Here is a 21,493-nt window from a genome sequence, read left to right as displayed (position 1 = left end):
TCGCGGCGGGAGACATCCGGCCGCCGGCTTGGGAGAGGGCGGCTTCAGCGGGAGGAAGAGCCATGTGCAGGTTGTTCGTCGGCGCGAGCGCCGACTTGTGGGAAAGCCAGACCCGGTCCATCCGCATGGACGGCATGGTGACGAGCGTCCGGCTGGAGAAGATGTTCTGGACGGTGCTCGAAGAGATCGCCGAAAAGGACGATCTCAACATCCCGCAACTCCTTCACCAGCTCTATAACGAGTCGATCGACGAGGGGCACGATCTCGGAAACTTCACCTCGTTTCTGCGCGTCTGCTGCCTTCGCTTTCTCAACCTGCAGCTGCAAGGGCTGATCCCGCGCGGGACAGGCGAGACGCGAGCGGCGGAGGACATCCTGGCCCTTGAAGCGGAGGCCAACCGGCGGCGCGAGATGAAGCGGGCCGCCGTGCCGGTGCCCGTTCCCCGCAAGAGCCAGAAATACATGCTGTGATCGCATCGGCGCCCTCGAACGGGAGAGGGCGCCGGCTTCCATTGCAATAGCCGGCATCTGCCGGTCGGACCCTGCTCGATTGAGCTCGGGGACGCGCCCGCGCGGCTCGACCGAAGGTTCTCGAACCTTGGAAAAGCGGCACGGCCGGGCGGGCCGAAATCCTGCGGCAAGCTGTCTCGAGCCGCGCTCGCCGCACGTTTTTCCAGGGCCGTGCGCCCTGTCCTAACCCCTTACTACCCCTTGCCTCCGCAATCGTCTTAAGAATCATTCCAAAGCTGATTTGGCAGCTGACGGACCGCTTGGGGGCGAGGCTTGGCGAGACTCATTCATTCCATGATCCGCGTTCTCGAAGAGGAACGCTCAAGGGCCTTCTACGAGACGGCCTTCGGCCTCGCCGTGGCCGATCGGATCGATTTCGACAGCTTCACGCTGATCTACATGAAGAACGCGGAAAGCGGTTTCGAACTGGAGCTGACGGTCAACAAAGGCCAGTCCGGGCCCTACGACCTCGGCACCGGCTATGGACATCTCGCGGTTTCAGTCGAGGCGCTGGAGGCCGAGCACGCGCGGCTGAAAGCGGCCGGCCTCGCGCCCAAGGACATCAAGGAGTTGAAGACGCCGGACGGAAACGCCGCGCGCTTCTTCTTCATCGAAGATCCCGACGGATACAAGATCGAGGTTTTGGAACGGAGCTGGCGCTTCCGATAAGGCATGCCGCCGGGAAAACACGCGGCGGACCGAGGGGATAGGTCACCGTTCCGGGCTGGGAGGCACGAGGGGCGGTGGCCGGGTCAAGATGGGAGGAACGAATGACGACGCAGTCCATCGCTGCGGCGGGCCTGTCCCGCCGTGTCTTCTTGAGGGGGGCCGGCACGACGCTGCTGGCCATGACGATCCTGCCGAGCGGGCTCGTGCACGGCCGCGCCTGGGCCCAGATGCCCAAGGCCACCAAGCCCGAGACCTTCGCCTCGCTGGTCCAGATGTCGCGCGACTGCTACCCGCACGACCGGATCGAGGACAAGCACTACGCCACCGCCGTCGAGATCCTGGACGAGGCCGCGCGCGGCTCGCCCGACCAGCTGACCCTTCTGGAAGACGGCATGGCCGCGCTGAACCGCGCCGCCGCCAGCGCCCATGGCGCGCCCTATGCCCGCGTGGCGGCCGAGGCGGACCGGGTGGCGCTGCTGAAAGCCATCGAGCCTTCGCCCTTCTTCCAGAAGGTTCGCGGCAATCTCGTGGTCGGTCTCTACAACCAGAAGGACCTCTGGCCCCTCTTCGGCTACGAGGGCTCCTCCTTCGACAAGGGCGGCTATCTCGAACGCGGCTTCAACGACATAGACTGGCTGGCCTGACCCGCCGCACGCAGCGTTTCAACCCGATGGAGAGGCCCCGGGTACGCCGACGCTTCGCGCCAAGACGAAGCGCGTTCGCGATGGGGCGGGAGGCAAGCAATCATGGCAGCACCTTATGATCTCGACGACGGCAGCGTCTTCGTCATCGTGGGTTCGGGCGCGGGCGGCGGCACGCTCGGCACGCAGCTCGCGCTGAAGGGCATCGACACCGTCATCCTGGAAGCAGGAAAGCGGCACGAGACCTGGGACTTCATCAACGACGAATGGGACTCGTTCAGCCAGCTCGCCTGGACGGACAAGCGCATGACCTCGGGAAGCTGGGACATCTCGCGCACCTTTCCCAACCTGCCGGCCTGGATCGTGAAATCGGTCGGCGGCTCCACCGTCCACTGGGCGGGCGCCTCGCTGCGCTTCCAGGAGCACGAGTTCAAGACCCGCACCCATTACGGCGAGATGGCCGGGGCCAATCTCCTGGACTGGCCGATCGACCTGAAGGAAATGGAGCCCTGGTACGCCGAGGCGGAAAACCGCATGGGCGTGACGCGCACCAACGGCATTCCCGGCCTGCCCGGCAACAACAACTTCAAGGTGCTGGAAGCGGGCGCCAAGAAGATCGGCTACAAGGAAGTCCACACCGGCCGCATGGCCATCAATTCCGAGCCGCGCGACGACCGGGGCTACTGCATGCAGCTCGGCTTCTGCTTCCAGGGCTGCAAGTCGGGCGCCAAATGGTCGACCCTCGTCGCCGAAATCCCCAAGGGCGAGGCGACGGGCAAGCTGGAAGTGCGGCCGGAATGCCAGGTCCTGCGCATCGAGCACGACGCGGCGGGCAAGGTGACGGGCGTCGTCTATGCCGACGCCAACGGCGTGGAGCAGCGGCAGAAGGCGCGGGCGGTCGCCGTCGCGGGCAATTCGATCGAGAGCCCGCGCCTCCTTCTCAACTCGCAGTCCAGCCTCTTCAAGGACGGGCTCGCCAATTCCTCCGGCCAGGTCGGGCGCAACTACATGCGCCACACGACGGGCTCGGTCTACGGCGTGTTCGACAAGCCGGTCCACATGTATCGCGGCACGACCATGGCCGGGATCGTGCGCGACGAGGCGCATCACGACACCAAGCGGGGCTTTGCCGGCGGCTACGAGTTCGAGACGCTGTCGCTCGGCCTGCCCTTCATGGCCGCCTTTCTCGACCCGCAGAAATGGGGCCGCGACTTTTCCAGCGCGCTCGACAACTACCAAAACCTCGCCGGGCTCTGGATCGTGGGCGAGGACATGCCGCGCGAGGACAACCGCATCACCCTGGCGGAGGAGAAGGACGCCTTCGGCATGCCCGTCGCCTCCGTCCATTTCGACGATCACGAGAACGACACGGCGATGCGCGCCCACGCCTACAAGCAGGGCTCGGCGATCTACGAGGCGGTGGGCGCGCTGCGCACCATCCACACCCCGCCCTATCCCTCGACCCACAATCTCGGCACCAACCGCATGAGCGAGAAGGCGAGCGACGGCGTCGTCAACCGGTTCGGCCAGACGCACGACATCTCCAACCTCTTCGTCTCGGACGGCTCGCAGTTCACCACCGGCGCGGCGGAGAACCCGACCCTGACGATCGTCGCGCTGGCTCTGCGACAGGCCGATCACATCGCCGGTCGCATGTCGCGCGGCGAACTCTGACGCCAGCCGGCGCGTGCCGATCGCGCGCCGGTCTTCATCCCCCGGCCTTCGAACCGGCGTGAGGCGGTTCGAAGGCTCTCGGCCTCTTTAATGTCCCGGCAAGGCCTGTCCGCTTCGCCTGGGAAATGCTTCAAGCTCCGGCGTCCTTCTCCCCGGATGCGCCCGCCTTCTTTCCCTTGATCCAACGCGGACGGCTCGACATGCTGAACAGATCCCATCTTCGCCTCGTCCTCGCCGCCGGTCTCCTCGCTTTCGCCTCGGGCGCGGAGGCGGCGGACCATGTGGTGAAGATGCTGAATGTCGGCGCCAAGGGCTCGATGGTCTTCGAGCCGGATTTCGTGCGCGCCGAGCCCGGCGACACCGTGACCTTCGTTCCGACACAGCCCGGCCACAACGCCGAGTCCGTCAAGGACATCTGGCCGGAGGGCGTCGAGCCCTTCAAGAGCGGCTTCAACAAGCCCTACACGCTGACCGTCGGCTCCGAGGGGCTCTACGGCATCAAGTGTACGCCGCATTACGGCATGGGCATGGTGGCGCTGGTGGTGGTGGGCAAGCCCGCCAAGCTGGACGCGGCGCGGGCCGTGAAGCACCCCGGCAAAGCCCAGGCCACCTTCGCCGCGCTGCTGGACGAAGCCGCCAAGACGCCATAGGCGCGACGCGGCGCCGGCTTGCATATGGATGTGACGGCCGCTGCTCTCGGTGGCGCGAAGCGGCTCGGCTTCATCGCGCTGTAGGACGCGCGTCTCTGGTCTTACCAGCGTTCTGGCTCGTTCCGGATGTCGTTCGGTAAACTGTCCGAAAGCCCGCCCGGCGGCGCCTTGACAAGCACTCCCTCCCTGTATCGGGTCTGACCGGGGTCGCGCACTGGGAGCATTTGCGCGGCGATCCGTGACGGGAGGGGCAGTCGGACATGCTGAGATTCGCAGCCATTGGCATCGACCACGGGCATATTTTCGATCACATCAAGGGCCTGATCGCGGCGGGCTGCGAGTTCGCCGGCTACTGCCCCAAGACCACCGCGCCAGGCGTCCTGGCGGCGATCGAGGCCGACTATCCCGACGCCCCGAAGGTGGACCGCGAGACGCTCTTGGCCGATCCCACGATCGACATCATCTGCATCGCCGCCATCCCTTGCGACCGGGCAGGCCTTGCCGTGCGCGCCATGGAGGCGGGCAAGGACGTGATGACCGACAAGCCCGGCGTCACCACCTTCGCCCAGCTGGACGAGGTGCGACGCACGGCCGAGCGCACCGGGCGCATCTTCTCGGTCTGCTTCACCGAGCGCCACAGCGTGCGCTCCGCCGTCAAGGCCGGGCAGCTCGTGCGCGAGGGGGCCATCGGCCAAGTGGTGCAGACCATGGGCATGGGGCCGCATCGGCTTCAGCTTGCCACGCGGCCGGACTGGTTCTTCGATCCCGACCGGTTCGGCGGCATCATCGTGGACATCGCCTCGCACCAGATCGACCAGTTCCTGTTCTACACCGGCTCGGACACGGCCGAGGTGGTGGCGAGCACGATCGGCAATTTCGCCATGCCCGACCGCCCGCGCTTCGAGGACTATGGCGACATCACGCTGCGCTCCGACAAGGCGTCGGGCTTCGTGCGGGTGGACTGGTACACGCCCGACGCGCTCGGCACTTGGGGCGACGGGCGGCTGACGATTCTTGGCACCGAAGGCTATATCGAGCTTCGCAAATATATCGACATTTCGGGCCGACCGGGGAAGGACCACCTCTTCCTCGTGAACGGCACGACCAACACGCACATCGACTGCAGCGCGGAAAAGCTGATCTACTTCGAGGCCTTTGCTGAAGACGTGCGCGCGCGCACCGAGACGGCCATGCCGCAGGCCCATGTCTACGAGGTCTGCCGCCTGTCGCTGGAAGCGCAGGCGAAGGCCGTGCGCATCGGCAATCGTTGAAGGAGGGGCGGGACATGACCCGGAAACTGCGCGTCGGCGTCGTCGGAGCTGGGATCGCCGAACGGCATCTGGCCGGCTACGGCTGGAACAAGGACCTGTTCGAGGTGCCCGTCCTGTGCTCGCTGGACGAAGGACGCGGCCGCGATCTCTGCGCGAAATACGAGATTGCCGACTACACGCAGGATGTCGAGACGCTTCTGCGGCGCGACGATCTCGACATCATCGACATCTGCACGCCGCCGGATTCGCATTTCGACTTGTGCCGCCGGGCGATCGAGGCGGGCAAGCACGTCGTCTGCGAGAAGCCGCTCTTCGGCTCCGTCGCGGAGGTGGACGAGATGGCCGCCATCGTCGCGCGCGCGAACGGCCCCAAGCTCATGCCGATCTTCCAGTATCGCTACGGCACGGGCCTTCAGAAGCTGAAGCTTCTGATCGAGAAGGGGCTGACGGGCCGGCCCTTCCTCACCACGATCGAGACGCATTGGTGGCGCGGGCGGGACTACTACGAGGTGCCCTGGCGCGGCAAGTGGCGGTCGGAGCTGGGCGGCGGCCTGCTCGGCCATGCCATCCACGCGCATGACATGCTCAACTACGTCCATGGCGACTGCGCCGATGTCTTCGCCTATGGCGCGACGCTGGTGAACCCGATCGAGGTGGAGGACACGGCCGCGCTTTCCGTGCGCATGAAGAACGGCTCGCTGGCGAGCCTTTCCATGACGCTCGGCTCGCGGCGGGAAATCTCGCGCCTGCGCTTCTGCTTCCACGACCTCGTCGCCGAAAGCATTCTGGAGCCCTACACGATGGGGCGCGATCCCTGGAGCTTCGTGGCGGGAACGCCCGAGCATCAGGCGCGCGTCGACGCCGCGCTGGCGGGCTACGAGGGGCGGGAGGACGGCTATACCCGGCAGTTCGAGCTCTTCCACACGGCGATCCTCTCCGGTGCGGAACCGCCCGTGACCCTGCAGGACGCGCGCAACTCGCTCGAACTCGTGACCGCCGCCTACGCCTCGCAGCGAAGCGGGCAGCCGACGGTGCTTCCCATCACCGCCGATCATCCGCTCTACCGCTCCTGGCTTCCCGAGGACGCGAGGGCGCCAGAGCGCATAGCGTCGTGATGCATCACTGATCGAGGCGAACGCGACGAACCCGCGCTGGCGCATGTCCTCGGGGCGAGGCCTTGCGGAGGAGCTGGAAATCTGCCGTTGCGCGCCGGCGAAACCGTCAATTTCGACGGGATGGGCGCCGGCGCCCGGCCGGGTCCGTTCAAGCTTGCGGAATGCTGCCGAATGATTTTGCAAAGCAATGTTTCGGATGTGACTGCGAAGTTGAAGGGATTAACCGAGCGCAGCGCACCAAATGCCCTTCAGGTCTGATCAAGATTTGCGAGCAAGACTTATCGTCAAAGATCAAGAGGAGGACGCTTTGCTTCAGCCCCGCGCTTCGACCGCTCCCGGCGGCAATCCGATGACCCGCAACGAGAGCGTTCAACTCGAAGGCCGTACGGCCGCCGAGAAGAACATGAACCGGCATGACAACCCCTATCGTTCCGGCAGCGCGGACGGCATCGCCTGGCATCAGGGCTTTGACGACGTCGCCGCGCCCAACTGGCGCCGAGCCGTTTGATACGAGTGCCACGAAGCTGCTGAGGTAGGCTCTTTAACCAAGATGCCGACGGGAACTCGACAATTCGTCTCGGCTAGAAGTGTTCCGGCTATCGTGTCGTCGCGCGATCTAGAGCGCTGACCATCTGGAGTTAGGCAACGGCCGGTAGCCGCGGAGACACGGCGCAACCGTGTCGCCGGACCAGCCCTCAGGCGTCGAGTTCCGCCTCGCCTTTGACGATGGCCTGTCGCGCCGCCTCGTGCTTCTCGCGCAGCGTGAGATAGAGTTGCGAACCGTTCATGTCCTCGCCGGACTCGTTGCGCCGGGTAAGGTCCAGAAAGGTTTCGCTCTCGCCGGGGTCGAGGCCCACGAACGCCTCGTGCCCTTCGGTCGTCATGGTCAGGGCACGCATGCCGCGCCAGAACTCGCGTTCGCTGTCGGTCATATCCATTCGAACCTCCCATCTTACCCCCCTACAACCCTTCGGACGCGGAAACGTTCGAAACGGTGGCGCGAGGCGAAGAGAAGAAGCAAAGGACGGGCGCTGCGGCGCACCCGTCCTTAAGCCTTGCAGATGGGCTTTCGAGATCGGCGACACGTAGGGCGCCGACGAACGAACTCCATAGACGGAGGAGGGGCTTTCGGCCTGCCTCCTTCCCGATATGCCGGCGAATGCCGCCTGCCTCTAGGCCGCCAGACTGGCCGGCGCTTTGTCGGCCAGAGCGGACGCAAGCCAATGCCGCGTTTGCATCAGGTCGAACCGCTCCGTCGTGTCCACATCGAGCCGGGGGCCGAGATCGAGCGGGCGCGCCCTTGCGGCGAGGGCTACGAGTTCGGGCACGTAGTCGAGACCGGGATGGCCGGGCGGGCGCTCATTCACGCGTGCGCCGTACCGCGCGCCGATGAGCTCGGGCGGGGCCGAGCACCAGAGTTCGGCAACCGTGTCGATGCCCGCTTCGCCGAGGAGTTCGGCCAGAAACTCGGCGGGCTGGAAGCCGAACCAGGCATCGAGGATCAAGGTCGTGCCCGCCGGCGCTTCCCGCGCCAGGGCGAACATGGCGCGCAGGCTGGCGCGGCCGAGCTTGCGATTGAAGGGACGATCGACGCCTTCGATCTCGGTGAGGAACGGGTTCTTGATCGTGTCGAGCGAAAGGATCGGCCAGCCCGTCGCGTCCGACAGCGCCCGCGCCACGCCGCTCTTGCCGCTGGCCGGAACGCCGTTGACGAGCACGAGGCGCTTGGACGCCGCGCGCGCGGGAAGCGCGGCCAGAGCCGCGCCGATCACGCCCGCATCGTCGCCCAGCCGCGCGGGGGCAACGGGGCTGTCGTACCAGGAGGCCTGCTTTTCGATGCCGGCCAGGGCCGCGAAGGCGGCTTCGCCGAGGCCCCCGCCCAGAAGCACGAGGTCGGGATCGAGAACCGCCACGAGATCGTCCACCGCGATGCGCAGCGGCGCGGCCCAGGCGTGCAGCACGGCGCGCGCCGTCTCGTCGTCCTCGCCGCGGCGCTGAAGCAACTCGGCGGCCGTGGTCGTCTGGGGCAGGCCGGCGCGAGCGATATGGCGGCCGAGCGCGGTGCCCGAACTCACCGTTTCCACGCAGCCGCGCTTGCCGCAAAGGCAGGGCTCGCCGGCGGGATCGACATTGAGATGGCCGAGCTGACCGGCCGTGCCGCGCGAGCGAAGGATCGCCCCGCGCTCCAGGATCGCGCCGCCGATGCCGGTGCCGATCGTCAGCATCACGACATTCTCGGCGCCCTTGGCGGCGCCGACGCGGGTTTCCGCCACCAGCGCCATGGAGCAGTCGTTGTCCACCACCACTGGCCAGCCGAAGCGGGCTTCAAGATGGTCGGCGAGGGGAAGGCCGGAGAGATCGACATAGCCGCCGGAGAGAACGCGCCGCGCGGCGAAATCCACGCGGCCCGGCACGCCGAGGCCGAGAGCTGAGACGCTGCCGTCGTCGAGCTCGGCCACCAGCGTCTCGATCCGCCCGAGCACGACCTGCGGATCGGGCGCGCTCGCAACGCGCGCCCTTTCGAGGATTTCGCCCTCGGGCGAAACGCGGGCGGCGCGGATGTGCGTGCCGCCGATGTCGATGCCGATGGCGTTCCGCCCCGCCATGGCGTTCAGGCCACCTTGGCGGCCGGGGCGCGGTGGCGGGCGATCACCGCCTGGATCTCGCGAAGCCGGGGAACGGCGACGCTTTCCAGCCGCTTGCGCGTCTCCGTGCGGTCGAGCGAGATGCAGTCCTTCCAGAGCGAGCGCCCGGCGATGACGCCCGAAGCGCCGTTCGCCATGGCGATCTCCACCTGGCCGAGGAAGGTCTCGTGATCGACGCCCGCCGACAGCACCGCCCAGGGCACGTCGCCCGACATTTTCGTGACGGCGGCGCAGGATTCGGGCGAGCCGGGATAGGGAAGCTTGAGGACCTTCGAGCCGAGATCGAGGCAGATCCGCGTGCCGCCCTGGATCAGCTCGGGGATCTTGGCCTTGTAGGCCTCCGGGCTCTCGCCCTCCAGCGCGTAGGTCAGGAACTCCACCACGAGGAGAAGGTCCTCGCGGGCGAAATCGGCGATCACCCGTTCCAGAATGTCGATATTGTGCGTGTTGGCGGCCGGCGTGTCGGAGCGCAGATAGACCATGATCTTGCCGCCCGTGCCGCCAAGCGCGCGCACCCGCCGGGCATCGACGCCGTCCACCAGCTTCGACAGGCGGTAGCCCTCGGGCGAGGTGTCCCAGCCCGAAGCGTCGAGGCCGATCAGAAGCGCGGTGCCGCGCTCCAGCACCGCGTCGTCCACCAGCTGCGGCACCGCGCAGATCGGGTCGACCAGGACGCAGCTCGCTTGGCTGGCGAGATGGCGGGTGATGTCGGCCTTGGTGAGGCCCAGAACGTCGTTGCCGATCTTGGCCTGCTCGGCCGGGTCGCTGGCCAGGAGGGTGCGCATGCCGCCCCGCTGGTCGCAGGCGATGACCATCATCGCCCCGTCCGGTCCGCAGATCTGGTGATAGCCGCGCAGTTCCGCCGTGGTCATCCGTGCCATGCGAAGTCCTCCTCCCAAGGATGCGCCAGGGTTCGGTGGCCCGCCGGAAAGGCGGGTTGCGGCCCGGTCGCTTGCATGTTTCCATTCGCTGATATAGCTCGGTAACATATTGCTGAAAGGAATTGCAAGCTGGCTTCTTCACCTTCGTCCGACCAAACCGCGTCGCGGGCTCTGATCCACACGGTCGCCAAGCTGCATTACGAGTCCGAGCTGAGCCAGGTGGACATCGCCAAGCGCCTCGGCCTCTCGACCGCGACGATCTCCCGGCTTCTGCAACGCGCGCGCGCGGAGGGGATCGTGCGCATCGAGGTGCGCGATCTCGTTTCGCCCGACGCGCTGGGGCGGGACCTCGTCGAAAGGCTGGGACTGAAGCAGGCCGCCGTGGTGGAGGTGCCGCCTGGGCCGAGCTCGGGCGCGCTGGCCGCGCCCGTCGGACAGATGCTGCTGAGTTGCGGCCTGCGGGCCGGCTCTGTGGTCGCGATCGGCTGGGGGCGGGCGATTCGCGCCGTGGTGGAAACCGGCCTGCCGGCGATTCCCGGCATTCTCACCGTGCCCGCCACGGGCGGCATGCAGCAGCACGCCCCGCATTTCCAGATCAACGAATTCGCGCGGCTTGCGGCCGAGACCATGGGCGGCGCGCCGCATTTCCTGCATGCGCCCTACCTGCCCTCGGCCGGGGCGCGGGAGGCCTTCCTGGCCGATCCGACGATCGCCGGAAGCGTCTCGCTCTGGGAGCGCACGGCGGCGGCCGTGGTCGGCATCGGCCTGCCGCATTCCATCCATTCGCCGGCCACCAACTCGCCGGACGAAACGGCCGCGACCCCCGGAGAGCGCGCGCTTCGCGACGCGGTGGGGGACGTCCTGCGCCACTATGTCCGGCGGGACGGCAGCGTGACGGACTGGGAGGGCGAGGGGCGGATGATCGCCATGTCGGCCGAGCAGCTGCGCCGCACGCCGCTGGTGATCGGCGTCGCGGTGGGCGAGGCGAAGGCCGCGGCGATTCTGGGCGCGGCCCGCTCCGGCCTGATCTCGGCCCTGGCGACCGACCCGCGCACGGCCGAAGCGGTTCTGGAAGAGGCTGCGAAAGGGTGAACATTCCGCCCGCGACGTTGGAAAAGTGACATGAAATTGCTTTCAGAAACAATTTGCACTTGACGGAAGGCCGCTCACGCAGAAATCATAGGCACAGGTGAGCTGCCGGCGAGCGGATGAGACATCCGGGCCGGACCCCGATCGGAACATGTGTGGGAGCGCATGTCGGGAACCCTTGGCTCATCCCAGGGAGGAAAAACATGCAGCGTCGTTCGATCCTGAAGGCGGCGGCCGGCTTTGCCGTGGCCGCATCCATCGGCCTGTCCGCCGGCCCCGGCCATGCGCAGGACAAGAAATACACCGTGGCCCTGATTCCGGGCCTCACCACGGACGCCTTCTACATCACGATGCGCAAGGGCGCGCAGGCCGCCGCCGACGCGCTGGGCGTGACCCTCGTGTTCCAGGGCGGGCCGGAGTTCAACCCCGTGGTCCAGGTGCCGGTGCTCGACGCGACCATCGCGCGCAAGCCGGACGCCATCCTGATCGCGCCGACCGACAAGACCCAGCTGGTCGAGCCGCTGCGCAAGGCGCAGGACGCCGGCATCGCGGTGATCACCGTCGACACGTTCATCGGCACCGGCCAGTACCAGACCGGCTCGGGCGACGCCGACTTCCCGCTTTCCTACATCGCCTCGGACAACGTGCTCGGCGGCCGCATGGCGGCACGCGCGCTTGCCAAGGCGATCGGCGATGCGGGCGGCAAGGTCTATGTCTCCAACGTCAAGCCCGGCATCTCCACCACCGACCAGCGCGAAGCCGGCTTCAAGGCGGAGATGAAGGAGAACTTCCCCAAGATCACTGTTCTCGACACGCAGTTCAACGAGAACGACGCCAACAAGGCGGCGAGCCAGCTGCAGGCGGTCTACGCCCGCAACTCGGACCTCAAGGGCGTGTTCGGCGCCAATCTCTTCTCGGCCATCGGCGCGGGCAACGGCGTGCAGCAGGCCGGCCAGACCGGCAACGTCAAGGTCGTCGCCTTCGACGCGCCGGGCTCGATCGTCGGCAACATCCAGTCCGGCCTCGTGGACGCCGCGATCGCCCAGCACCCGGCCGAGATCGGCTATTACGGCGTCGTTTCCGCCTATGCCCATCTCACCGGCCAGTCGATTCCTACCACGATCGGCACCGGCTTCACGGTGATCGACAAGGCGAACGTCTCTGATCCGAACGTCGCCAAATACGTCTACTCCGAATAACGGGGCAAGGCCGGCCCGGCGCCCGCGAGAGGCGGGGCCGGCCTCTTCTCTCTTCCCATCTCGACCTTTTCAGCCACGAGAGGCGGAACCGCCGCCGGGCAAGGTGACACCATGACAGCATCCGCGACGGACGCGCCGCTTCCCGGCCCGTCTCCCACTCCGGCGCCGGGCCTTGCCTCCGCCCCCCATGTGAAGCCGGAGGCCGACCACGCCGATAAGGCCAAGACGCTTCTTCAGCGCATCGCCGACCTTCGCGCCTGGCTCTTTCTTCTGGCGCTGGCGCTCGGCTTCGAAGCCTGGGCGCGGGCCGAGTTCGGCGGCACCTTCATCTTCAATTCCTTCAACATCCAGTCGATCGCGATCTTCGCCGTCGCGCCGCTGATCCTGGCCACGGGCCAGACCTTCGTCATCATCTCGGGCGGCATCGACCTTTCGCTCGGCTTCATCATGGGCCTCGCCGCCGTGGTGGCGGCGCATGTCATCAACTATGCCACGCCCGGCCTCGGCCTGCCGATGGGCGTTCTCGTGGGAACGCTGGTGGCCGTGCTCGTCGCCGGCATTCCCGGCTTCATCAACGGGCTTCTGGTCTCGCGCCTGCGGGTTCCCCCGTTCATCGGCACGCTCGGCATGTTCGGCGTGGCGCGCGGCGTCGCCTTCCTTCTGGCCGGCGGCACCACGGTTCCGATCAGCAATTCCTTCTTCGCCACGATCGGCAACGGGCGCATCTTGGGCGTGCCCTACATCATCCTGATCACCGCCGCCTTCGTTCTGGTGATGCACTATATTCTCAGCCAGACGCGCTTCGGCCAGCACAATTACGCCATCGGCGCCAATGTTCAGGCGGCCCGCCGCTCCGGCATCGACGTGAAGTCGCATCTTCTGCGCCTTTATATGCTCTCGGCCTTCTGCGCGGGGCTGGCGGGCGTCGTCTACTCCGCGCGCTTCAACGCCGGCGCGGCGCAGGCCGGCGAGCCGCTGTTGCTCGACTGCGTGGCCGCGGTCGTGATCGGCGGCGCCAGCCTCTTCGGCGGATCGGGCACGATCCTTGGAACGGTCGCCGGCGCCTTCGTGATCGCCGTGATCCAGTACGGCCTCGTCTTCGTGAATGTCGAACCCTTCTGGCAGTTCATCAGCGTGGGCATCGTCATCATCATCTCGGTTCTGATCGACCAGGCGCAGCGCCGGTTCAGCGGAGGACGCATCGATGAGTAGAGCCGCCGAGCCCATTCTCGAAATCAAGAATCTGTCGAAGCATTTCGGCGCGGTGCGGGCCTTGAACGACTTCTCCATGACCATCGCCCCCGGCGAGGTCGTGGCTCTCGCCGGCGACAACGGAGCCGGCAAGACGACGCTGATCAAGGCGATCTCGGGCGTCTTCAAGCCGACGGCGGGCGAGATCCGGCTGGAGGGTAAGCCGGTCCACTTCTCGACCCCGCAGGAGGCGCGCGACAGCGGCATCGAAACGATCTACCAGGACCTGGCTCTGGCCGACAATCTGTCGATCGGCGGCAACATCTTCCTCGGGCGCGAGCCGATGAAGCGCAAGTTCGGCTTCCTGCCGGTGCTGGACCGCAAGAAGATGTCGGACGCGGCGCGCGACACGATGGCGCTTCTGGACTTCCACGTCTCGCGCATGGAGGCCCCGGTCTCGAACTTCTCGGGCGGCCAGCGGCAGGCGGTCGCGATCGGCCGCGCGGTCTACTGGAACGCTCGGCTCCTCATCATGGACGAGCCGACCGCCGCGCTCGGCGTGCCCGAGCAGCGCAAGGTCATCTCGCTGATCCACCAGCTCAAGGCGCAGGGGCGCGGGGTGATCTTCATCTCGCACAATCTGCAGGACATTTTCGCCGTGTCGGACCGTATCGTCGTGCTCCGGCGCGGGGTGCTGGCTGGCGAGCGCCGCATCGCCGACACCACCCATGACGAGGTGGTGAAGCTGATGGTCGGCGGCTGATCCTCCTAGACTCTTCAGATCGGCAGACGGCGCCTGTTCAAGGGCGCCGTTTTGCTTAGAGACGAGGCCGCGCCAAGGAGAGCGCGCCGGAATTGGCGGGGAAGAGGCAGATGGACGGTTGGACGATCGAATGGGACCGGGGCCGCGTCCTGGCCATCCCGACCGGCGGCATGGCGCATCATCTCCAGCTGAGGCTGGCGGACGGGCGCGTGGTCGAGCCCTTTGCGGAGGCGCCCTGGCACGGTGAGCCCGACGTCCTCGGCGACACGCGCTTTCCCGCCCATTTGCGCACCCTCGGCGGGGAGTGGCCCTGCGTGCCCTTCGGCACGGGCGAGGCGGACCCGGCCCATCACGGCCACGGCTCCAACGCCGACTGGCAACTGGTGGAGCGGGGCGAGCGACACTTGCGGCTCGCCTGCGACTTTCCCGCCGGCCATGCGGTAGAGCGGCTGGAGCGCGAAATCCGGGCCGTGGAGGGAGAGGCGGCGGTCGAGTTCACCCTTCGGGTCGTGACGCGCGTCGACTGCACGCTGCCGATCGGCCTTCATCCGATCTTCCGCCTGCCGGCCGAGACGGCGGGTCTGCGGGTCGAGCCCGCGCCCTTCGCCAAAGGGCAGGTTTTCCCCGAGACCTTCCAGCGCGATGTCTCGCGCCTTCGCCCGAACGCCCTGTTCGACCGGCTCGATGCGATCGATACTGTGGAGGGAGACCGTGCCTCGCTCGCCGCCCTGCCGGCGCCGGGCCTTGGCGAAGAGCTGGTCCAGCTTTGGCGCTGCGAGGGCGCGATGAGCCTCGAGGACACGGCGGCGGCAACGCGCGTTCGCTTCACCTGGGACCCGGCGGCCTTTCCCCACTGCCTCCTTTGGGTGAGCCAGGGCGGCCGCGACGCCGCGCCCTGGAACGGCCGGTTCCGGGGTCTCGGCGTCGAGCCCATCGCCTCGGCCTTCGACCGGGGCGATCTGATCCGTCATGCGGCGTTTCGCGAGGGAACGGCGCAGGCTTTTCGCGCCGGAGAGCCTTGGGAAACCCACTATCGGATTGAGGCCGAGGCGCTTTGATCAGGGCCTAAGAGACGGTTCGACAACCTTGTCGGGTCGGCCCGCCGGTGCTTTTCCGCCGCCGCCCCAGGGCGAGACACGCCGCGCAAGCGCAGCAGTGCTGCGCAAGCGCGGCCGATGTTTCGCCCGTCCGCACGGACATTTGCCAATCCTCGCCGATGCGCCCTCGTATCGACTGCGGTTGGCGCCTCGCGACCGACGAAAAATCACTCGGCGGCCCTCCGCCGCCGAGTTGTCAAACAGTCTCTAAGCGACCGAGAACGAAATCCTCGTCCACCGAGAGGAGGCGGCGCTGCAGCAGTCGGGCGCCGCCGAGCGCCGCGCCGTCCGGCCCAAGGCGCGAGGCTGAAAGCCGGGGCAGGGGCTGGCCGGGCAGGAGATGTTTGGCCAACGCCTCGCGCACTTCTATTTCCCCGCGCTGGAACAGGGCGCAGACCGGGCCGGCGAGAACGATCTCGTCGGGATCGAGCAGTGCCGTGATCGAGGCGAGCCCCCGGCCGAGATAATGGCTCCAGGCGGAAAGGGTGCGCCGCGCCGCCGGCTCGTCGGCCTCCAGGGCCGCCAGAAGCGCCGGCCATGTCGGTTCGCCCCCTTCCAGGCGATAGCGCTGGAGGATCGCCTCGCGGCCGACGAAGGATTCCAGCGAGCCCGGCAGGGCGGCCCCTTCCAGAAAGCCGCGCTCGCCGACCGGCATATGGCCGATTTCGCCGGCATAGCCCCGCGCGCCGCGCTGCAAGGCTCCATCCTGAAGGATGGCCCCGCCGACGCCCGCATCGAGCAGGAGATGGACCGTGCGCCCCCTCAAGGCCGCGCCCCCCAATGCGGCTTCCGCGAAGGCGAAGGCTTTGGCGTCGTTTTCCACCGCGATCTCGCCGACATCGGGGAAAGCACGGCGCAGCTGCGCCCCCGCCGGCCAATCCGTCCAGCCAAGGATGGGCAGGCGCAGCACGCTCCCCTCCGGGGTCGCGATGCCCGGCACGGCAAGCCCGATGCCGCGCAGTGGCGCGCCGGGGTCGAGCCGGCGGCGGAACGCGCCGAGCCGCGAGAGAAGCCGGTCCATCGTGCCCTCCGGCCCCAAGGCTCCGGGGTCGAGCGGCTCGCTGTGCCGGGCGAGCGAGGCGCCCGCGAAGTCCATCGCCACCAGATGCAGATGGCCGATGCCGAGATCGACGCCGACGAAGGTCCCGTAGCCGCCGTTCAGAGCGAGGCGGGTGCCAGGGCGTCCGATGCGCGCCGCCTCCCCTCCGTCCGGGGAGGCCGCCTCTCGCAGCATTCCCGCCTCGATTAGGCCCGCCGCGATGCTGCTCGCGGTGGATCGGGTGAGGCCGAGCTGGCGCGCGAGATCGGCCCGGCTGAGGGCGCCTTCACGCGCCAGCGCGGCCAGCGCGCGCTTCTCGTTGATGTGCCGAACGGCCTTGGGCATCGACATGGGCAAAGTTTCCGGAAGGCGCACCGAGCACCCTTGAGACGGCTTGACAGCTAACCCGCTTCGCTGTTTGTTTTCAATCCAAACAAAGTCGCGCGTCGAAGGGACAAGGCCGGGGAGGGGCCGTCTCGTTCGGCCGCGCACGGCTCAGCCGCCGGCTTGCGCCGGGCCGACGCGGCGCTTGTCTTCGTTTTCCGTTTCGCTTTCCCGTCAGGACCCATTCCATGCCCCAGAAGGAAGACAGGCGTCTTCGCGTCGGCGTTCTCGGCGCCGGCCAGATCGCGCAGGCCGCCCATTTCGAAAGCTGCACCAAGGCCGCGAACGCCGATCTCTTCGCCATCTGCGACGTGGCGGACGACCTGCGCGAGCGCATGGTGGTGACGCACGACGCGGCCAAGTCCTTCGCCGACTACGACGGCATGCTGGCCGACCCGGAGGTGGAGGCCGTCATCATCGCCACCGCCGACGCCTTTCACGTGCCGGCTTCGATCCGCGCGCTGGAAGCGGGCAAGCATGTCCTGTGCGAGAAGCCCGTGGGTCTGACGGTGGAGGAGGCCGAGCATCTGCAGGCCGCTGTCGCCGCGTCCGGCCGCGTGTTTCAGGTCGGCCACATGAAGCGCTACGACGCCGGGCTTCAGGCGGCCAAGCGCTTCATCACCGAGGAGATGGGCGAGCTCGTCGCGCTCAAGGCCTGGTATTGCGACTCGACCCATCGCTATCCCATGACCGACGCCGTGCAGCCGCTGGTGGTCACCAGCGCGCGGGCGCGAAAGCCGGCCGAGAACCCCAAGGCCGATCTGCGGCGCTACTACATGCTCGCGCATGGCTGCCATCTCATCGACACCGCGCGCTATTTCGCCGGCGACATCGTGGCCGTCGAGGCGCGCCTGTCGGAGCGCGGCGGGATGTGGTGCTGGTTCGTGGACGTGGAGTTCGCTAGCGGCACGCTCGGCCATCTCGATCTCACCGTCGCGGTGCGGATGGACTGGCACGAGGGCTTCCAGATCTACGGCCGGAACGGCAGCGTCGTCGGCAAGACCTTCAACCCCTGGTACTACAAGTCGAGCGAGGTCGACATCTTTCGCGAGGCGGACGGCGCGACGCACCGGGTGCTTGGCGCCGACGGGCATTTCTATCGCCGTCAGTTGGAAGGATTCGCGCGCACCGTTCTGGACGGCGCCGAGATGACCGGCGCCAGCGTGGCGGACGGGCTGGCCTCGGTGCGCGGCATGGTGGCGATCGCCCGGTCGGTCGAGAGCGGCGGGCGGCGCGTGGCGCTGGCCGACGTGTCGGGAGGCGTGTGATGCGCCTCGGCATCTTCGCCAAGACCTTTTCCGGCACCGATCCGCACGCGGTTCTGGCCAGCGTGCGGGAAGCCGGCTTCTCGGCCGCGCAATACAACATGGCCTGTTCCGGCCTGCCCGCCATGCCGGACGCCGTTTCCCCGGCTGAGGCGGAGCGGGTGGCGAGGGCCGCGCGGGCCTCAGGCGTCGGGCTCGTGGCGCTGTCGGGCACCTACAACATGATCCATCCCGACCCCGCCCGGCGCGAGGAAGGGCATCGTCGCCTGGAGGCGCTGGCCGCCGCCGCGCCCGCCCTCGGCACGCGGCTCGTCACGCTCTGCACGGGCACGCGCGACCCCGACGACCAGTGGCGCGGCCACGCCGACAACGGCTCGCCCGAGGCCTGGCGCGATCTTCTGCGCTCCATGGAAACGGCGCTCGCCATCGCGGAGCGTCACGAGATCGACCTGGGCATCGAGCCCGAACTCGCCAATGTCGTGGACGGCGCGGCCAAGGCGCGCCGGCTGATCGACGAGCTGGGCAGCCCGCGCCTTCGCATCGTTCTCGATCCCGCCAATCTCTTCGAGATCGCGAGCGGGGAGGGGCAGCGCCGCCTCGTGTCCGAAGCCGTCGATCTCCTGGGCGACCGGATCGCGATGGGCCACGCCAAGGACCGCGCGCCGGACGGCGCCTTCGTCGCGGCCGGAAAGGGCGTGCTCGACTACCCGCATTATCTCCGCTGCCTCGGCGCGATCGGTTTTCGCGGCGCTCTGGTGACGCATGGGCTGGAGGCGGCGGAGGCGCCCGCTGTGGCGCGTTTCCTGCGCGCGCAACTCGCTGACGCCGGACTGGTGGAGCAGAACGCGTGACGGTGGAAAGCTTCCAGACGGCGGACGGCGTTCGGCTGCATCTCGACGATGCCGGCGGGGCCGGCGCGCCGGTCTTCTTCCAGCACGGGCTCTGCGGCGATGCCGGGCAGACGCGCGAGGGGTTTCCGCCGGAGGCCGGGCTGCGCCGGCTGACGCTGGAAATGCGCGGCCATGGGCGCTCGGAGCCCGGCGCCCTGTCGCGCCTGTCGATCGCGACCTTCACCGACGATCTGATCGCGGCGATCGAGCGGCTGGGCGCCGGCCCGGTCGCGCTCGGCGGCATTTCCATGGGCGCGGCCATCGCGCTGCGCCTTGCCGTGCTGCGGCCCGATCTCGTGCGCGGTCTGGCGCTGGTGCGCCCCGCCTGGGTGCTGGAGCGCGCGCCGCGCAACATGCGGCCCAATGCCGAGGTCGGCGAGCTCATCGCTGCCCATAGTGGCGAGGAGGCGCGCGGATTGTTCGAGGCGGGCGGCACCGCCCGGCGGCTGGCGCTGGAGGCGCCGGACAATCTCGCTTCCTTGCGCGGCTTCTTCGCGCGCGAGCCGCTTTCCGTCACATCCGCCCTGTTGCGCGCGATCTCGGTGGACGGGCCCGGCGTCGCGGCCGAGGCGGTCGCCCGGCTGCGTGTCCCGACACTCGTCGTCGGCCATGAGCGGGACGTGGTTCATCCGCTGGCCCATGCCAAGGCCCTCGCGGCGCTCGTTCCCGGCGCCGCAATGGTCGAGATCACGCCCAAGGCGGTGGATCGCGCGCGCTATGTCGCCGATCTTCACGCCGCCCTTTCCCGCTTTCTTCTGGAGTTGCCCCGATGAGCTCGAACCTTCGCGACGGCGGCTGGATCGACCAGCTGCCCACCGACCGCCTGATCGCGGAATATTCCGTCTGGTCGGCCGATCTCGTGCGCCTCGCCGACGAGATGGCCCGCATCGATCCGCATGCCGACATTCTGCATGTCGACGTCGCGGATGGGCATTTCGCGCCGGCGCTCCTGTTCTTTCCCGATCTCGTGGCGGCGCTTCGCAAAGCATCGCAAAAGCCGATCCATGTGCATCTCATGGTGGCCGATGCCGTGGTCCTGTCGCAGATCGAGCAGTTTGCCGAGGCGGGCGCCGATCTCGTCAGCCTGCATGTCGAGAACGCCGCGATGGCCGATGCGGCGCTGGACCGGCTTGAGGCGCTGGGCCTTGCCGCCGGCATGGTGCTGCGGGTGGAAACGCCGGTCGGCGATGTCGCTCGCTTTCTGCCGCGCCTGCGCTTCCTGACGCTGCTCGGCACCGCGATCGGCGTGAAGGGCCAGAGCCTGAACGAGGCGGCGGGCGAGCGGCTGCGCGAAGCCAAGGCACTGATCGACGCCACGAATGCGCCGCATCGCATCGTGCTCGCCGCCGATGGCGGCATTCGCGAAAACACCGTTCCGCTCCTGCGCGAGGCGGGGGCCGAGACCGTTGTGCTGGGCTCGCTCGCCTTCAACGCGCCGGACCTCGCCGCCCGCACGGCCTGGCTGCATGGGCTCTGACATCGGCCCATCCCCGCGCCTTGCCGTCGGCATCGATCTCGGCGGGACGCAAATTCGCGGCGCGCTGATCGACGAGACGGGCGCCGTGCTGCATCGCGCGGTGATGGCGACGGCGGCCACGGAGGGCGCCGAGGCCGTGGTGGCGCAGATCGCCGATCTGGCAGGGGTGATGTCCCGCGAGGCGCCGAGTCCGGTCCTCGGCATCGGCCTGTCCGCGCCGGGGCCGCTGGACGCTGCCAACGGCATCGCGCTGGCGACGCCGACGATCGCTGGCTTCACCGACTTCCCGCTCGCCCGCGCCGTGGAAGCGCGGAGCGGCCTGCCGGTCCTTCTGGAAAACGACGGCATTGCCGCCGCGATCGGCGAATGGCGCTTCGGCGCCGGGCAGGGCGCCGATCACATGGTCTACGCCACGGTCAGCACGGGCATCGGCGGCGGCATCGTCTCCGACGGGCGGGTCCTGCGCGGGCGCATGGGCATGGCCGGCCATATCGGCCACATGACGATCGTCCGGGACGGCGCGCTTTGCGCCTGCGGCCATCGCGGCTGCTTCGAGGCCCATGCCTCCGGCACGGCCTTCCTGCGCCGGGCGCGCGAGGCGGCGGCGGGCGATCCACCCTCCCGCCTCCAGGCGAGCGAGGGCGCGCTGTCGGCGGCGTCGGTCTTCGAGGCGGCAGAGGCCGGCGACGCGCTGGCCGGGCGACTGGTCGAGGAGGAGGCGGAGCTTCTCGGCCTCGGCTTCGCCAGCCTTCTCCATCTCTACAGCCCGCAGATCCTGGTCATGGGCGGGGGCATGTCGCGGCAGTTCGCGCGTCTCGGCCCGCTGGTGGAAGCGGCCATGCGCCGTGCGGCGCTCGCGCCCTTTCGCGCCGTGCCGCTGGTGGCCGCTCGCCTCGGCGACAATGCAGGCTTGGTCGGCGCGGCGAGCCTCCTGTTCGAGGCGGATCGTTTCTCACGCGGGGCGTGACGGGCGACGAGCCGCCGGCGCCTCAAGATTTCGAAAGGCCCAAGCGTCGCGCAGGCCGCCAGCGGCAGCCTGCGCGA

23 protein-coding genes are annotated in these 21,493 nt (G+C 68.3%); 19 read left to right on the top strand and 4 right to left on the bottom strand.

Features of this window, described 5'->3' with window-relative positions:
• Positions 1–62: 62 nt before the first annotated feature.
• From M673_RS21890 to M673_RS24740, 9 genes are all read left to right on the top strand, one after another.
• Positions 63–470: a ribbon-helix-helix domain-containing protein gene (locus M673_RS21890; protein ID WP_082640011.1), complete on the top strand. Its 408-nt coding sequence runs from the start codon at positions 63–65 to the stop codon at positions 468–470.
• A 312-nt stretch (positions 471–782) separates the two neighbouring features.
• On the top strand, positions 783–1,178 hold the full coding sequence (locus tag M673_RS21885; protein ID WP_061978847.1) for a VOC family protein: 396 nt from the start codon (positions 783–785) through the stop codon (positions 1,176–1,178).
• 101 nt (positions 1,179–1,279) lie between these two features.
• Positions 1,280–1,822, top strand: coding sequence for a Twin-arginine translocation pathway signal (locus M673_RS21880; RefSeq protein ID WP_061978846.1), 543 nt, complete (start codon positions 1,280–1,282; stop codon positions 1,820–1,822).
• A 102-nt stretch (positions 1,823–1,924) separates the two neighbouring features.
• Positions 1,925–3,493: a GMC family oxidoreductase gene (locus M673_RS21875; protein WP_061978845.1), complete on the top strand. Its 1,569-nt coding sequence runs from the start codon at positions 1,925–1,927 to the stop codon at positions 3,491–3,493.
• A gap of 200 nt (positions 3,494–3,693) precedes the next feature.
• Complete coding sequence (locus tag M673_RS21870) at positions 3,694–4,143, top strand: pseudoazurin (RefSeq protein ID WP_061978972.1); 450 nt, start codon at positions 3,694–3,696, stop codon at positions 4,141–4,143.
• 260 nt (positions 4,144–4,403) lie between these two features.
• Entirely contained in the window at positions 4,404–5,414 is a 1,011-nt protein-coding gene (locus M673_RS21865; RefSeq protein WP_061978844.1) for a Gfo/Idh/MocA family protein, read from the top strand.
• Positions 5,415–5,428: 14 nt separating this feature from the next.
• Positions 5,429–6,529, top strand: a complete 1,101-nt coding sequence (locus M673_RS21860) for a Gfo/Idh/MocA family protein (RefSeq protein ID WP_061978843.1) — start codon at positions 5,429–5,431, stop codon at positions 6,527–6,529.
• 87 nt (positions 6,530–6,616) lie between these two features.
• Entirely contained in the window at positions 6,617–6,787 is a 171-nt protein-coding gene (locus tag M673_RS24745) for a hypothetical protein (RefSeq protein WP_156421108.1), read from the top strand.
• A gap of 91 nt (positions 6,788–6,878) precedes the next feature.
• A complete protein-coding gene (locus M673_RS24740) occupies positions 6,879–7,037 on the top strand; it encodes a hypothetical protein (protein ID WP_156421107.1) in 159 nt (52 codons plus the stop codon).
• Positions 7,038–7,224: 187 nt separating this feature from the next.
• Here M673_RS24740 and M673_RS21850 read toward each other — a convergent pair whose 3' ends face one another.
• From M673_RS21850 to M673_RS21840, 3 genes are all read right to left on the bottom strand, one after another.
• Entirely contained in the window at positions 7,225–7,461 is a 237-nt protein-coding gene (locus tag M673_RS21850; RefSeq protein WP_148640223.1) for a hypothetical protein, read from the bottom strand.
• 240 nt (positions 7,462–7,701) lie between these two features.
• Positions 7,702–9,135, bottom strand: a complete 1,434-nt coding sequence (locus tag M673_RS21845; protein ID WP_061978840.1) for an ROK family protein — start codon at positions 9,133–9,135, stop codon at positions 7,702–7,704.
• A gap of 5 nt (positions 9,136–9,140) precedes the next feature.
• Positions 9,141–10,055 (bottom strand): tagatose-bisphosphate aldolase, encoded by a 915-nt coding sequence (locus tag M673_RS21840; RefSeq protein WP_061978839.1) that lies wholly within the window; start codon positions 10,053–10,055, stop codon positions 9,141–9,143.
• A 171-nt stretch (positions 10,056–10,226) separates the two neighbouring features.
• Between M673_RS21840 and M673_RS21835 the strand changes: the two genes are divergently transcribed.
• From M673_RS21835 to M673_RS21815, 5 genes are all read left to right on the top strand, one after another.
• Positions 10,227–11,147, top strand: a complete 921-nt coding sequence (locus M673_RS21835) for a sugar-binding transcriptional regulator (RefSeq protein ID WP_061978838.1) — start codon at positions 10,227–10,229, stop codon at positions 11,145–11,147.
• A 200-nt stretch (positions 11,148–11,347) separates the two neighbouring features.
• Positions 11,348–12,343 carry an ABC transporter substrate-binding protein gene (locus M673_RS21830; RefSeq protein ID WP_061978837.1) on the top strand — a complete coding sequence of 332 codons (996 nt, stop codon included), beginning with the start codon at positions 11,348–11,350 and terminating at the stop codon, positions 12,341–12,343.
• A 111-nt stretch (positions 12,344–12,454) separates the two neighbouring features.
• Entirely contained in the window at positions 12,455–13,555 is a 1,101-nt protein-coding gene (locus M673_RS21825) for an ABC transporter permease subunit (RefSeq protein ID WP_082640008.1), read from the top strand.
• Positions 13,548–14,297: an ATP-binding cassette domain-containing protein gene (locus M673_RS21820; RefSeq protein ID WP_061978836.1), complete on the top strand. Its 750-nt coding sequence runs from the start codon at positions 13,548–13,550 to the stop codon at positions 14,295–14,297. Before M673_RS21825 ends, M673_RS21820 begins: the two co-directional genes overlap by 8 nt.
• Before the next feature lie 110 nt (positions 14,298–14,407).
• Entirely contained in the window at positions 14,408–15,355 is a 948-nt protein-coding gene (locus tag M673_RS21815; RefSeq protein WP_061978835.1) for a hypothetical protein, read from the top strand.
• A 235-nt stretch (positions 15,356–15,590) separates the two neighbouring features.
• On the opposite strand, the gene M673_RS21810 is transcribed toward M673_RS21815, so the two are convergent.
• Complete coding sequence (locus tag M673_RS21810) at positions 15,591–16,784, bottom strand: ROK family transcriptional regulator (RefSeq protein WP_061978834.1); 1,194 nt, start codon at positions 16,782–16,784, stop codon at positions 15,591–15,593.
• Positions 16,785–17,005: 221 nt separating this feature from the next.
• Between M673_RS21810 and M673_RS21805 the strand changes: the two genes are divergently transcribed.
• From M673_RS21805 to M673_RS21785, 5 genes are read left to right on the top strand one after another with little or no spacing between them, the layout of a single operon-like run.
• Positions 17,006–18,085 (top strand): Gfo/Idh/MocA family protein, encoded by a 1,080-nt coding sequence (locus tag M673_RS21805; RefSeq protein WP_061978833.1) that lies wholly within the window; start codon positions 17,006–17,008, stop codon positions 18,083–18,085.
• Positions 18,085–18,933 carry a sugar phosphate isomerase/epimerase family protein gene (locus M673_RS21800; RefSeq protein WP_061978832.1) on the top strand — a complete coding sequence of 283 codons (849 nt, stop codon included), beginning with the start codon at positions 18,085–18,087 and terminating at the stop codon, positions 18,931–18,933. The genes M673_RS21805 and M673_RS21800 overlap by 1 nt, the downstream gene beginning before the upstream one ends.
• Positions 18,930–19,745: an alpha/beta fold hydrolase gene (locus M673_RS21795; protein WP_061978831.1), complete on the top strand. Its 816-nt coding sequence runs from the start codon at positions 18,930–18,932 to the stop codon at positions 19,743–19,745. Before M673_RS21800 ends, M673_RS21795 begins: the two co-directional genes overlap by 4 nt.
• On the top strand, positions 19,742–20,449 hold the full coding sequence (locus M673_RS21790) for a ribulose-phosphate 3-epimerase (RefSeq protein ID WP_061978830.1): 708 nt from the start codon (positions 19,742–19,744) through the stop codon (positions 20,447–20,449). Before M673_RS21795 ends, M673_RS21790 begins: the two co-directional genes overlap by 4 nt.
• On the top strand, positions 20,439–21,416 hold the full coding sequence (locus M673_RS21785; protein WP_061978829.1) for an ROK family protein: 978 nt from the start codon (positions 20,439–20,441) through the stop codon (positions 21,414–21,416). Before M673_RS21790 ends, M673_RS21785 begins: the two co-directional genes overlap by 11 nt.
• Positions 21,417–21,493 lie beyond the last annotated feature (77 nt).

The organism is Aureimonas sp. AU20 (assembly GCF_001442755.1).
Taxonomy (GTDB): domain Bacteria; phylum Pseudomonadota; class Alphaproteobacteria; order Rhizobiales; family Rhizobiaceae; genus Aureimonas.
Note: the sequence above shows the minus strand (reverse complement) of the source record. Positions and strands in the feature narration are given on the sequence as shown.

Excerpts from the sequence above, each read along its gene's own strand:
- M673_RS21880 (WP_061978846.1), top strand. The coding sequence starts at position 1,280 with ATGACGACGCAGTCCATCGCTGCGGCGGGCCTGTCCCGCCGTGTCTTC.
- M673_RS24740 (WP_156421107.1), top strand. The coding sequence starts at position 6,879 with ATGACCCGCAACGAGAGCGTTCAACTCGAAGGCCGTACGGCCGCCGAG.
- M673_RS21785 (WP_061978829.1), top strand. The coding sequence starts at position 20,439 with ATGGGCTCTGACATCGGCCCATCCCCGCGCCTTGCCGTCGGCATCGAT.
- M673_RS21815 (WP_061978835.1), top strand. The coding sequence starts at position 14,408 with ATGGACGGTTGGACGATCGAATGGGACCGGGGCCGCGTCCTGGCCATC.
- M673_RS21870 (WP_061978972.1), top strand. The coding sequence starts at position 3,694 with ATGCTGAACAGATCCCATCTTCGCCTCGTCCTCGCCGCCGGTCTCCTC.
- M673_RS21845 (WP_061978840.1), bottom strand. The coding sequence starts at position 9,135 with ATGGCGGGGCGGAACGCCATCGGCATCGACATCGGCGGCACGCACATC.
- M673_RS21830 (WP_061978837.1), top strand. The coding sequence starts at position 11,348 with ATGCAGCGTCGTTCGATCCTGAAGGCGGCGGCCGGCTTTGCCGTGGCC.
- M673_RS21840 (WP_061978839.1), bottom strand. The coding sequence starts at position 10,055 with ATGGCACGGATGACCACGGCGGAACTGCGCGGCTATCACCAGATCTGC.
- M673_RS21850 (WP_148640223.1), bottom strand. The coding sequence starts at position 7,461 with ATGACCGACAGCGAACGCGAGTTCTGGCGCGGCATGCGTGCCCTGACC.
- M673_RS21860 (WP_061978843.1), top strand. The coding sequence starts at position 5,429 with ATGACCCGGAAACTGCGCGTCGGCGTCGTCGGAGCTGGGATCGCCGAA.
- M673_RS21800 (WP_061978832.1), top strand. The coding sequence starts at position 18,085 with ATGCGCCTCGGCATCTTCGCCAAGACCTTTTCCGGCACCGATCCGCAC.
- M673_RS21790 (WP_061978830.1), top strand. The coding sequence starts at position 19,742 with ATGAGCTCGAACCTTCGCGACGGCGGCTGGATCGACCAGCTGCCCACC.
- M673_RS21810 (WP_061978834.1), bottom strand. The coding sequence starts at position 16,784 with ATGTCGATGCCCAAGGCCGTTCGGCACATCAACGAGAAGCGCGCGCTG.
- M673_RS21865 (WP_061978844.1), top strand. The coding sequence starts at position 4,404 with ATGCTGAGATTCGCAGCCATTGGCATCGACCACGGGCATATTTTCGAT.
- M673_RS21890 (WP_082640011.1), top strand. The coding sequence starts at position 63 with ATGTGCAGGTTGTTCGTCGGCGCGAGCGCCGACTTGTGGGAAAGCCAG.
- M673_RS21875 (WP_061978845.1), top strand. The coding sequence starts at position 1,925 with ATGGCAGCACCTTATGATCTCGACGACGGCAGCGTCTTCGTCATCGTG.
- M673_RS21805 (WP_061978833.1), top strand. The coding sequence starts at position 17,006 with ATGCCCCAGAAGGAAGACAGGCGTCTTCGCGTCGGCGTTCTCGGCGCC.
- M673_RS21825 (WP_082640008.1), top strand. The coding sequence starts at position 12,455 with ATGACAGCATCCGCGACGGACGCGCCGCTTCCCGGCCCGTCTCCCACT.
- M673_RS21820 (WP_061978836.1), top strand. The coding sequence starts at position 13,548 with ATGAGTAGAGCCGCCGAGCCCATTCTCGAAATCAAGAATCTGTCGAAG.